Source organism: Flavihumibacter sp. ZG627 (genome assembly GCF_000814325.1).
Taxonomy (GTDB): domain Bacteria; phylum Bacteroidota; class Bacteroidia; order Chitinophagales; family Chitinophagaceae; genus Flavihumibacter.
In genome coordinates this window covers 38885-51723 of sequence record NZ_JPHF01000012.1, presented here as the reverse complement: position 1 = coordinate 51723, position 12839 = coordinate 38885, and the positions used below count along the sequence as shown (strand labels likewise).

Here is a 12839-nt window from a genome sequence, read left to right as displayed (position 1 = left end):
AATTTTTTAGTGATTAAATTCCAATGAAGACTTTATCTCCTTCCACTTTTACCCCATAGGTTTCAATGGAGCATTCATCGCCATTTAAGCATTCACCTGTTTCCAGTGAGAATGTTTTTTTATGAAAGGGACAGGCAACTTTCGGGATCTCACCCTGTGTTCCGATCATACCTCTGCTTAAGGCCATCTGTCGGCGGTGGGGACATTGATTCTGCGTGGCATACCAGGCGTCTATCCTGGTAAAATGAAATAAGGCGATCTGTTGCTCATTCACCTTTACACATACCCCTCCGTTCTCGGGAACATCATGGGTATAACAGGCAAAGGTCCAGCTGCTTGAATTCTCCTGGTACATAGTGATTGTATTTAAGGTTAATAAATGATGGGGCTATCGCCCCATCTGAGGCGGACAAACAATCGTGGATGTAGAAAGGGAAAAATTATTTCCATTCAGCCGCACGCTTCTGGCTGCGTAAGGCTTCAAATTGTACAGTAGGATCTTTTTCTTCTGGAGCATTTACAAAATGTGAGAAGCGCTTCCTGATCTCAGGATTCTCAACCGCAGCCTTCCATTCACATTCATAGCTATCCACCAATAATTGCATTTCGGCTTCCCATTGTTCGCACATACCCAGACTATCATTAATGATCACATTCCTCAGATAATCTATCCCTCCTTCCATTTTATTCAGCCAGGTGGCAGTACGCGCAAGTGGATCTGCCGTCCTGATATAAAACATCAGGAAGCGGTCTATATATTTTATACAGGTTTCACTATCTAAATCATTTGCCAGCAGAAGTGCATGCTGTGGCTTTGATCCTCCATTGCCGCATACATAAAGATTCCAGCCTTTCTCTGTTGCAATGATGCCAAAATCTTTGGACTGCGCTTCTGCACATTCGCGGATACATCCGCTCACGGCCGACTTGATCTTATGCGGTGCACGTAATCCGCGGTACCTCTCTTCCACCCTGATGGCATAACTAACGGAGTCGTGTAACCCAAACCTGCACCAGGTACTTCCCACGCAACTCTTCACCGTTCGAAGCGCCTTGCCATAAGCATGTCCACTCTCAAAGCCGGCTTCTATCAACTCTTCCCAAATGGAAGGAAGATCAGAAAGATGCGCGCCAAAAAGATCTATTCTTTGCCCACCCGTGATCTTGGTATATAGATTGTATTTTTTTGCTACCTGGCCAATTACTATCAATTTATCCGGACTTATCTCTCCACCGGGGATCCTGGGAACCACAGAGTAGGTTCCTCCTTTTTGTATATTGGCAAGAAAACGGTCATTGCTGTCTTGCGCCGTTGCATTACCTTTTTTGAGGATCATTTCTCCCCACAAACTCGCCAGGATAGACGCCACCGCCGGTTTACAGGTTTCGCATCCATGGCCGCTTCCCAATTTATCCAACGCAGCATCCATACTACGGATATCATGTATTCTGATCAGGTCAAATAGTTCCTGCCGGCTATATTGGAAATGCTCACAAAGAACATTGCGTATATATTTACCCTGTGCTTTCAGACTATGATTTACCAGGTCTTTAATCATGGGTATACATCCACCACAACCTGTTCCAGCCTTGGTACATTTCTTAATGGCCTCAACTGTTTCACACCCCCCATCAGTAACCGAACTGCATATCGCTCCCTTACTGATCGATTCACAACTGCAGATCAGTGCTTCATCAGGTAAGGCAGCAACGCCTGCTCCAGCATCTCCTTCACCACCTCTGGCACCTAATATCAGGTCCTCCACATTGGGTGGAAGCACCAGTTTATTCTTGCAGGTTTGCAGTAACATATTATAAGCAGCAGCATCTCCCACCAAAATACCGCCAAGCAATTCTTTACCGTCCCTGGAAATATTGATTCGCTTATACACACCCTTATATCCATCCTCCATAACAATGGTCTTCACCTCTTCTCCCGATATAAAAGGATCTCCGAAACTTGCCACATCTGTTCCGATCAGTTTGAGTTTGGTACTCATATCAAAACCGGTAAAACTTTTATCACCACCAGTAAGCCGGTTCACCACAACTTCAGCCATTTCATAACCCGGCGCTACCAGGCCATAGATCATTCCATTATAAAGGGCACATTCGCCAATGGCAAAAATGTTCTGATCTGATGTGAGCATATGCTCGTTCACAATGATCCCACCCCTGCTGCCTGTTGCCAATCCGGAAGCCCGTGCAAGTTCATCACGGGGTTTGATACCCGCTGATATCACCAGCATATCTGTTTTAAGGCGATCGCCATCACTGAAACTCATGGCTTCAATATGCTCCCCACCTTCAATGGCAGTGGTATTCTTATTGGTATGAATGGATAGTCCAAGCAACTCCAGCTTTGCCTTCAGGATGCCTGCGCCCGCCTCATCGATCTGGCGGGGCATCAGGCGGGGGGCAAATTCAATTACATGTGTAGATTTAATTCCGAGATCAATCAGGGCCTTGGCAGCCTCCAGTCCCAGTAACCCGCCACCGATCACGGCCGCGGTTTTAGCCTTTGGTGCCCAGCGGGTCATCAACTCCAGATCTTCAATAGTGCGGTAAATAAAGACACCCTCTTTCTCAACGCCGGGGATGGCTGGTACAAAAGCGGAAGATCCGGTTGCCAGTACCAGGTAGTCGTATGGAACGGCCAGCCCCTGGTGTGAGTAAACCATCCTGACCTCGCGGTCAATCCGTGTTACCGGGTCCGATAAATATAAGGTGATACCATTTTCAGCATACCAGTCTGCTGTTGCCAGCGTGAGGTCCTCTGCTGTTTTACCCGCAAAATATGCACTCAGGTGAACGCGGTCATAGGCCGGCCGGCTCTCTTCCCCGAATACTGTTATCTCCATGCTGCCCGGCGCCATCCGCGCCACCATCTTCTCACAGCATTTATATCCTACCATCCCATTGCCAATAATTACGATCCTCATACGATGATTCTTTTTGATTAGTTAATCTCGTTTCAGGATGGCAAACAATCGTATTACATATTATTACATGTAATGTTTTATATAGGCCTCAATCGTAATTATCGTTTCAAATGTTGCTTGTATCATAAATTTAACGGATTTTTTATTAATTTCAATAATATTAATATGAGTTTTACTAACATTATTTATTTTACTATATATGATATTACCCAGAATACAATTGGTAGGTGCGGGGCCCGGTGACCCCGAACTGATCACCCTTAAGGCAGTTAAAGCCCTGGCAAATGCCCGTGTGATATTATATGATGCACTGGCCAATACTGATCTGCTTAACCATTGCCGCACAGATAGTATTAAAATATTTGTGGGAAAAAGATATGGCTGCCATGCCCTATCCCAGCAGGAGATCAACCAGCTCATGATAGAACAGGCACGTGAACATGGGACCCTCGTGAGACTAAAAGGCGGCGACCCCTTCGTATTCGGCCGCGCCCAGGAAGAAATTGAAGCTGCCCGACAGGCCGGCATCCCTGTTGAAGTGATCCCCGGCATCTCCAGTGCCCTGGCCGTGCCCGCCTCCAAAATGATCCCACTCACCTGCCGCGGCATCAGTGAAAGCTTCTGGGTTACCACCGGCACCACCCGCTCCGGAGAAATATCTACCGATATCCAAATGGCAGCCAGATCCACCGCCACGGTAGTGATCCTGATGGCCATGAGTAAACTGGAAGCCATCATGGATATTTTCGCTGCTAACGGAAAAGCTTCAACACCGGTGGCCATCATACAGGAGGGCACAACCAATAAAGAAAAAATAGTAACTGGAACCGTGCGTGATATCGCTTTTAAAGCCGCCCATGCCAACATGCAGAACCCTGCTATCATTCTGGTGGGTGAAGTTGTAAACCTGCAGCCCTCCACAGTGGTGGCGAAGCTTGCTGAAAATCCCTATTTTTATATGGATGAAAATAAGCAAGAAAGGATGTGATCTGAATAGTTGTTTTTTCTGCCGCGGATGCCTTCCGGAATGGCAAGCAGCCATCGCCTTAAATAAAATTACCTACACCATAAAAAAAGGAGAGCTCATCTTCCGCGAAGGTGACCCGGTAACCGGTATTTACTTTCTAGACAGAGGACTCGCTAAAGTGCATAAACAATGGGGAACAGAAAAAGAACTTATTCTTCGCTTCGCTAAAGACGGTGATATTATTGGTCACCGCGGACTTGGAAATGAAAACATATTTCCCGTTTCTGCCACCGCCCTTGAAGAAAGCACCGCCTGCTTTTTTCCACTCGATTTTTTTCTCACCACCCTCAAAGTGAATCATGCTTTCACCTATGATCTCATGATGTTCTATGCGCGTGAATTGCAGGAGTCGGAAAGAAAAATGCGCAACCTTGTGCATATGCCTGTTAAAGGTCGACTGGCTTACATCCTGCTTTTCCTGGAAGGAAAATTCGGGACCAATGGGGGTGGACTAATAAACATCAACTTATCGCGTCAGGATATCGCCTCCTTTGCAGGAACAACCTACGAAACGGTATTCCGCATTTTCCAGGAATTTATTGCTGCCAAACTCATTGACACAGACGGTAAAATGATCAGGATCCTTAAACCCGAAACCTTGCGTGAGCTGGTTGACAGCCAGATGCCTTAGGCCGCCAGCCGGGCCAATAATACCGCATAAGGATCCTGTCTTAGCAGCCTCGTCATAGCCTCATACAACTCGGGTAACTCATGCCGGAACCGAATGGGATTCTCAAAAAACACTTCCACACTCACCGCCCAGAACTCATGATAATTAGTGGCAGCATATTCTCCTAAAATAGTTCGTCTGCCTCTTTGCATTTCCTGGTACACCGGCCTCGCTACTTTGGAGAACTGGTGGAATTCTTTTTTGAAGTGTTTGTCCTCATCGGTCTTGGTAATAAAATTGACATAGGCCAACGCATGCGCCATCTCATGGAGTCCAACATTGCTGCTGTCGTGCGCACTCCTTATTCCGGTCAGGAAATTATCCCACGATAAATAGATCCCTGAACTATCCACATGCCCCATGAAAGGAAGGGAATAATACCCATAGTGATAGTCATGCTGCAGCACATAGATATCATGAAAATAATTGAGGGAAAAATTCTCGAGACCCAGGGTGAGTTGCGCAGCAGTGGCACTGATCAGGATCGGCATATCCTCCGATTTCTGCACACCAACGTAATGGAATTTTTTAGAACGATAAAAGAGATAAGTGCGGAATAACCACTTATGACGGGTTTCCTCATCCACCTTATTGAAATAGCGGATGTTGGCTGATATCAGTTTCCGGAAAAATGGTTCGTGTTGCTCAAAACCTCTCCTTCTGCGATATAGCAGGAATTTTTGCAGGCGCACATGTAGTACCTCGAATAAAAAAATGGTACAGAACACCAGCAAACAAATGAGAACGATTTCCATAAAGTCTTCTTTTGGTTAAGAAAATCGACACTGTAATGCTGGTTAGACACAGTTATGGATGCTTGGTTTTTACATGGAAACAGGGTACTCGGATTAGGTAGAGATGAGAGGGTGCAAAACTTGTATAACTGAAATCCAATACAATTTACCAATACTATCTGAACCGATAAAGCATTTTGACATTTTTAACTGTCCATTCGTCGAATTCCTATTGAAAACCAACCTCCTCCCCTGCCTGCTATGGTTTCTATAAGGCTATGGATTACCTTTGCCCCTCATCTAAAAGACCGAAAACATAAATCTTTATGTATAGATCACATACTTGTGGAGAATTGAACGCATCTCATGTCAGCCAGCCCGTGACCCTGGCGGGCTGGGTTCAGACAGTCAGGAAATTCGGAAGCATCACCTTTATAGACCTCCGCGACCGCTATGGCATCACCCAATTATTGTTTGGGGACACCCTCTCCCAGCAACTTGATGAAAACCCCCTTGGCCGGGAATTTGTTTTACAAGTCAGCGGCACCGTCATAGAACGAAGCAATAAAAATCTTAATATCCCTACCGGCGAAATCGAGATCGAAGTGTCCTCCTTCACAATATTGAACAAATCCATCACCCCTCCTTTCACCATCCAGGATGAAACAGATGGCGGGGATGATATCCGGATGAAATACCGCTTCCTCGACCTTCGCAGGAATGCAGTCAAAAAGAACCTTGAACTCCGCTATGCAGTAAACCGCTCGGCCAGAAACTACCTCCATGAACATCATTTCATGGATATCGAAACCCCATTCCTTATAAAAAGCACTCCCGAGGGCGCCCGCGATTTCGTTGTTCCTTCCCGGATGAACCCCGGCCAGTTCTATGCACTGCCGCAGAGTCCGCAAACATTTAAGCAACTGCTGATGGTAAGCGGATACGACCGCTATTACCAGGTGGTGAAATGCTTCCGCGATGAAGATCTCCGCGCAGACCGACAGCCCGAATTCACGCAGATCGACTGCGAAATGAGCTTTGTGGCACAGGAAGATATTCTCAATATGTTCGAGGGACTAATAAAGCGCATATTCAAAGACGTTAAGGATATCGACTACCCCGAACCTGTTCAACGCATGACCTGGAATGATGCCATGGTTCATTATGGCAACGATAAACCCGATATCCGTTTCGGGATGGAACTTACCAACCTTAAAACGGTATTTGAAGGACAGACCGGTAACCTGGCAGCAATGTCGATGTTTGAAGGTGCAGGATTTAAAGTTTTCAATGATGCTGAAACCGTTCTCGCCATTGCCGTTCCGGGTTGCAGTGAGTATACCCGTAAGCAAACCGATGAACTAACTGATTGGGTTAAGCGCCCGCAGATAGGCATGAACGGGTTGGTATTTATTAAGTGCAATGCTGATGGAACCTACAAGAGCAGCGTCGACAAATTCTTTGATGAAGAGAAACTAAAAGTGCTTGCTGATATATGTGGTGCCAAGCCCGGCGACCTCGTCCTGATTTTGGCAGGAAGGGAAGAACGTACGAGAAAAGCTACCAGCGAACTCCGCCTCGAAATGGGTGAGAGACTGGGATTGCGCCGGAAAGATGAATTCAAACTATTATGGGTACTCGATTTTCCCCTGTTTGAATATGCCGAAGAAGATAACCGCTGGGTGGCCCGTCACCATCCCTTCACCTCTCCCAAGCCCGATCATATTCCGGTGATGATAGATAATGATCCAACCATCACCGATGCCGATCATTACCTCAGTCACCCTTATTCCAATATCAAAGCCAATGCCTATGACATGGTATTAAATGGCAATGAAATTGGCGGCGGCTCTATCAGGATCTACCAGCGTGAATTGCAGGAGAAAATGTTTGATGCTCTCGGAATGAGCAAAGAAGAGGCCCAGCATAAATTCGGATTCCTCCTCGGCGCATTTGAATATGGAGCACCACCACATGGCGGTATCGCCTTTGGATTTGACCGCCTCTGTTCCATCCTCGGTGGATCAGAAAGCATCCGCGACTTTATCGCATTCCCAAAAAACAACAGCGGCAGAGACGTGATGCTGGATGCACCTTCTTCCATCGATGATAAACAACTTAAAGAACTCGGACTATCCGTCTGACACATGTCAGACAGGTATAAAAATATACAATGACCTTCTATAAAATATTGACCTGGCTCCTGTTTGCCGTTGGTGGCTTCATGGCCCTGATGACCCTTACCATGCTGATGGCCGCACTGGCCAACCCGGTTCTGCTATTACCGGTTTTCCTGGTAGCCTGCGTAGTGTTATATACCTATAGCAGCTGGCGCTTCCTTACCCGTGGCATCAACGCACACATGTATTGCAAGCCCTCCCTGCGCGACCTCATAAAAGTAAATGGCTATGGCACCATCGCATTTGCAACCATGACCGCTATCCAGACCTTCTCGCTCATCATGAACCCTGCACTCCTGAACGACATAATGGAACAGGCGCTGAGCATGCAAAAAGCATCGGCAGAAGGTATGGAGGATATGATGCTCCGCTTCATGCATTTCCTTCTTCGCTTCCTGCTCGTATATAGCATTGCCCTCATCATCCACGTGTACATGACCTTCCGTTTGGTAAGGCAGCATGCCGATGCATTTGGCATTCCAAAAGAACCCGAAGCCTGAGTTTTATTTTCCCGACCGCTGTTGGTTAATAAATTATCATTAAATTGAAAGCAACGAGTTGTTTGCCTGAAAAGGGGCAACAACTCGTTTTTTTATTTTAACCAACGCTTATGATGGAATCTTCGGTTTTCAATAACTATTGCCTGATCCCCGATGCATGGGATGAAATGTGCGATAACGGCATGATACGTGATCAATACCGGCAGGTATTTGAAAGCCTGAACCAGCTCTCCGCCAGCACCCTGGCCGATAAAGACCAGCTTGCCTCAGAGCTCTTCCTCAGCCAGGGCATAACCTTTACCGTTTACAACGACAATGAAGGTATCGAAAGGATATTCCCCTTTGATATCATTCCACGCATCATTCCAGGTAAAGAATGGAACAATATCGAAGCCGGAATCAGCCAGCGACTAAAAGCGCTTAACCTTTTCCTGAAAGACATTTATTCCGATCAGCAGATCATAAAGGACAATGTAATTCCCGCCGCCCTCATCGCCTCCTGCGCCCACTACACCCGCGAAGTTTTTGGCATAAAAGTACCCTATGATATTTTCGTTCATATATCGGGGATAGACCTGATCAGGGGAAACGATGGCGGCTTTTACGTGCTGGAAGATAACCTCCGCACACCTTCCGGCGTTTCTTATATGCTGGAGAACCGCGAAGTTACCAAACGCATCTTCCCCGACCTCCTCTCCTCCAACGGCGTTCGAATGGTAAATAATTACCCCCTCGAACTTTATAATATCCTGGTCTCCCTTGCGCCAAGGCAAATCGCCAATCCCACCGTAGTGCTTTTAACGCCCGGCGTTTTCAACTCGGCCTATTACGAACACACCTTCCTGGCCCGCACCATGGGTATCCCGCTGGTAGAAGGCCGCGATCTCATGATAGACAACCATAAAGTTTACATGAAAACCACAAGGGGATTGCAACAGGTGGATGTGATCTACCGCCGTATTGATGATGACTATATGGATCCGCTGGTATTCAAACCCGACAGCGCACTGGGCATTCCAGGCATACTCAGCGCTTATCGCAAAGGCAATGTGGCACTGGTGAATGCCATCGGCAATGGAGTAGCCGATGATAAAGCCATTTATGCTTATGTACCCGCCATGATACGTTACTACCTCAATGAAGAACCCATCCTTCCCAATATTCCCACTTACCAGTTGGCCGATATAGAAGCCCGTGACTATACCTACAAAAACATCCATACGATGGTTATAAAGAAAACCAACCAGTCAGGAGGATATGGTATGCTGATGGGAAATTGCGCTACCGATGAAGAGATCCACAATATGATACAGGCGGTCAATGATGATCCGCGGAATTATATTGCCCAACCCATTATCAATTTGTCGACTGTGCCCTGTTTCCTCAATAATAAGTTTTCACCGCGCCATGTTGACCTCAGGCCATTTGCCTTGTGCGGACCATCAGGGGTGAAAATTATTCCCGGCGGACTCACACGTGTTGCACTCAAAGAGGGCTCATTGGTAGTGAACTCCTCCCAGGGTGGCGGCAGCAAAGACACCTGGATACTTAATAACGATTAAAGAACCCCTGCCCAAACATATGCTTAGTAGAATCGCCGACTCATTATTCTGGCTTAACAGGTATCTCGAAAGAACAGATGCATTGTTAAGATCCGTGCATGTGAACTATGCCCTTTCTCTTGACAAGGGGGAATACAATCATTTGCACTGGCACCATCTCGCGGCTATTTTCAGCACCGCAGATGCAGCAAGGAGATCAACCCTCGAACAACAACCCATCTCCCTCGTACAACATCTCATATACGATACCACCAACCACAATGCCATGCGCACCATGGTGATCCGCGCAAGAGAAAATGCAAGGGGCGCCCAGGACCATATCACCAAAGAAGTTTGGGAACAGGTTAACCAGGTCTATCACCTGATCAACAACCCCCTGCTTCAACAACGAATCATACGCAATGATACTATCGCCGTGCTTGAATCACTTACCTTCCAGGTAATACAATACAATGGTGTTACTGATAGCACCATGCCCAGAAATATGGGATGGAATTTTATGACACTTGGCAAATTCATTGAGCGATGCATGATCACCATTGAAATGGCCGACCGCCATTTTTCAGAAGCCGACTATGACCTCGAAAAATCTCTGGATGTTCTTTACTGGCGCAATCTCCTGCTTTCACTTTCGGGCTATGAACTTCACCTCAAAACATATCGGAGCAGCCAGCATAATAAAAATGTTGCCGACCAGGTTCTGTTCAATAAACAATTCACCCGCTCTGCAATTTATTGCCTGGAACGTATTGGTTTTTACCTGCAAAAAGTAGTACTCGACAATAACAGCGATGATGCCATGGCAATCTATCGTCAATTTGGACGGATCCAAAGTCGGGTTGAATTTGCCGACATGAAACTGCTTGAATCAAAAGGAATTAGAAATTATCTCCAGGAACTTCGCGCAGAACTCATCCAATTCAACATGCAGTTCAGTCAGTTATTTTTTTCCTACGCTTAACGAACCCTATGCCAACTTTTAAGATTCATCATATCACCAGTTACGAATACGATCGTGCCGTAAAAGAAAGTGTAAATGAAATCCGCATCTACCCTTATCTCTGCAACGAACAGGAGATACTCAATCACGAACTGGTCATCACCTCTAACCCCGACATACATACGTTCACTGATTACTGGGGAAACAAAACGGGTGTCTTCAATATCCCCGGCGCGCATACCTCACTGGTGATAGAAAGCAAGCTGGTGGTGCGAACCATACCACCAAACGACAGGCATCTCAATTTCAACATCGGTTTTGAAGAGCTGGCAGCAGAAGTGGAAAAAGATCTCAACCTTCTTGAACTCACGCATGCCGAGCCCATCCGCAACCAGGCAGCTATCAATGATATTGTAAAACAAATACAGCAGCCCTGGAAAAGTGTGGCCGCTACCGTGCAGGATTGTTCCCAGTTTATTTTCCAGCATTTCAGTTATATAGCTGGCATCACGGATATTGAAACAACGGTGGATGATATTATCGATCACCGTTCCGGTGTTTGCCAGGATTTCGCCCACGTGATGCTGCAGGTGATGCGAACCCTTCGAGTCCCTTCCCGCTATGTGAGTGGCTATATCTGTCCAAATAAAAACGGCCTTCGCGGCGAGGGGGCTACCCACGCCTGGGTTGAATCATTTATACCCGGGTTTGGCTGGGCGGGTATAGATCCCACCAATAATATATGGGTCACCAATACCCATGTAAAACTTGCCGTGGGAAGAAACTTCACCGATTGCTCCCCCGTGAAAGGAAGCTTTAAAGGTCCGGCCATACAAGAGCTTTTCGTATATGTTTCTGTTGGATATGAAGATGGTCATCATTTTGAGGATCGCAACCTGGTGAAAAAGCCCGAGCCGCAGGACCTTTGGCTGCTCCGGCAGGCTGCAGAAGAGGCCGCTGCCCAGCAATAACGCAGGCTTCCTATCTTCGCAATCAACAACCCCTGGAAAGCATATGACGGCACCCTTGGCAGAAAGACTGCGACCCATTTCGATGGATGATCTTATAGGGCAGGAACACCTCACCGGAAAAGGAAGTATCCTGCGAAAAGCCATGGAACAGGGTAACCTGCCCTCCATGATCTTATGGGGACCGCCGGGCGTGGGAAAAACCACCATCGCCAATATTATCGCGCATACCCTTGACCTGCCTTTTTACACCCTCAGCGCCATTTCATCAGGGGTTAAAGAGATCCGCGAAGTAATTGAAAAATCAAGGCAGCAGGAAAAGGCCATCTTATTCATTGATGAGATCCATCGCTTCAATAAATCACAACAGGATGCGTTGCTGGGAGCCGTTGAAAAAGGAACGGTTACGCTTATTGGCGCCACCACCGAAAATCCATCCTTTGAAGTGAACAGCGCCTTGCTTAGCCGATGCCAGGTATATGTTTTAAAACCACTTCAGCAAAATGATCTCATTGCATTACTTCACCAGGCCATTGAAAAGGATGAATGGCTTCGCAACCATTCGCCCCAGCTTAAAGAGGTGGAGGCGATGATCCGTATTTCGGGTGGGGATGCCCGTAAGTTGCTCAACCTGCTTGAACTGGTAGTTCAATCTGCGGGAGCTAATCCCCCGGTTATTATTACCGACGAGCTGGTGATGCAGGTGGCGCAGCAAAAAATAGCCATCTATGATAAACAGGGTGAGCAACACTATGATATCATCTCCGCCTTTATCAAATCTATCCGCGGCAGTGATCCTAACGGTGCCGTATACTGGCTGGCACGCATGATCGCCGGTGGGGAGGAAGTAAAATTCATCGCAAGGAGATTGGTGATACTCGCCAGTGAAGACATCGGAAATGCCAATCCCAATGCGCTTTTGCTGGCCAATGCAGCATTTGATGCAGTGAATAAGATTGGTCATCCCGAATCAAGAATTATCTTATCGCAATGTGCCGTATACCTGGCCACTTCGCCCAAGAGCAATGCCAGTTACCTCGCTATCGATGCAGCTATTGCGATGGTAAACCAAACCGGCGACCTGCCCGTACCACTGCATATCAGGAATGCTCCAACCAAACTGATGAAAGATCTCAACTATGGCAAGAGTTACCAGTACGCACACGATTATGAAAACAATTTCTCTGCGCAGGAATATCTTCCGGATAGTTTGAAGGGACATGTATTTTACCAACCCGGAAAAAATGCGCGCGAAGAAGAGATCCGGAAATTCCTGCAGATACGCTGGAGAGATAAATATGGTTATTAAACAGGCA

General features: G+C 46.8%; 11 protein-coding genes. 8 read left to right on the top strand and 3 right to left on the bottom strand.

The features are described from left to right. Positions 1-13 precede the first annotated feature (13 nt). Both nirD and nirB read right to left on the bottom strand, forming a co-directional pair. A complete protein-coding gene (gene nirD, locus HY58_RS17185; protein ID WP_039134940.1) occupies positions 14-355 on the bottom strand; it encodes a nitrite reductase small subunit NirD in 342 nt (113 codons plus the stop codon). An 85-nt stretch (positions 356-440) separates the two neighbouring features. Continuing rightward, entirely contained in the window at positions 441-2942 is a 2502-nt protein-coding gene (gene nirB / locus HY58_RS17180; protein ID WP_039134939.1) for a nitrite reductase large subunit NirB, read from the bottom strand. A gap of 199 nt (positions 2943-3141) precedes the next feature. On the opposite strand from nirB, the gene cobA reads away from it, so the two are divergent. Continuing rightward, positions 3142-3930, top strand: a complete 789-nt coding sequence (cobA, locus tag HY58_RS17175) for a uroporphyrinogen-III C-methyltransferase (protein WP_052324253.1) — start codon at positions 3142-3144, stop codon at positions 3928-3930. Beyond that, the gene (locus HY58_RS17170) at positions 3905-4600 is read left to right on the top strand and encodes a Crp/Fnr family transcriptional regulator (RefSeq protein WP_039134936.1); all 696 of its coding nucleotides are present in this window, start codon (positions 3905-3907) and stop codon (positions 4598-4600) included. Before cobA ends, HY58_RS17170 begins: the two co-directional genes overlap by 26 nt. Here HY58_RS17170 and HY58_RS19075 read toward each other — a convergent pair. Continuing rightward, positions 4597-5394 carry a zinc-dependent peptidase gene (locus HY58_RS19075; protein WP_052324252.1) on the bottom strand — a complete coding sequence of 266 codons (798 nt, stop codon included), beginning with the start codon at positions 5392-5394 and terminating at the stop codon, positions 4597-4599. The genes HY58_RS17170 and HY58_RS19075 overlap by 4 nt on opposite strands. 305 nt (positions 5395-5699) lie before the next feature. On the opposite strand from HY58_RS19075, the gene aspS reads away from it, so the two are divergent. The 6 genes from aspS (at position 5700) to HY58_RS17135 (ending at position 12832) form a co-directional block, all read left to right on the top strand. Then, on the top strand, positions 5700-7517 hold the full coding sequence (gene aspS, locus HY58_RS17160; RefSeq protein WP_039134933.1) for an aspartate--tRNA ligase: 1818 nt from the start codon (positions 5700-5702) through the stop codon (positions 7515-7517). A 29-nt stretch (positions 7518-7546) separates the two neighbouring features. Then, positions 7547-8053 (top strand): hypothetical protein, encoded by a 507-nt coding sequence (locus tag HY58_RS17155; protein WP_039134930.1) that lies wholly within the window; start codon positions 7547-7549, stop codon positions 8051-8053. A gap of 143 nt (positions 8054-8196) precedes the next feature. Then, positions 8197-9615: a circularly permuted type 2 ATP-grasp protein gene (locus tag HY58_RS17150; protein ID WP_371197920.1), complete on the top strand. Its 1419-nt coding sequence runs from the start codon at positions 8197-8199 to the stop codon at positions 9613-9615. A 19-nt stretch (positions 9616-9634) separates the two neighbouring features. Further along, on the top strand, positions 9635-10576 hold the full coding sequence (locus HY58_RS17145) for an alpha-E domain-containing protein (RefSeq protein WP_039134925.1): 942 nt from the start codon (positions 9635-9637) through the stop codon (positions 10574-10576). Positions 10577-10584: 8 nt separating this feature from the next. Next, positions 10585-11526 (top strand): transglutaminase family protein, encoded by a 942-nt coding sequence (locus HY58_RS17140; RefSeq protein WP_052324251.1) that lies wholly within the window; start codon positions 10585-10587, stop codon positions 11524-11526. Positions 11527-11569: 43 nt separating this feature from the next. Then, complete coding sequence (locus HY58_RS17135; protein ID WP_039134921.1) at positions 11570-12832, top strand: replication-associated recombination protein A; 1263 nt, start codon at positions 11570-11572, stop codon at positions 12830-12832. Positions 12833-12839: the final 7 nt, after the last annotated feature.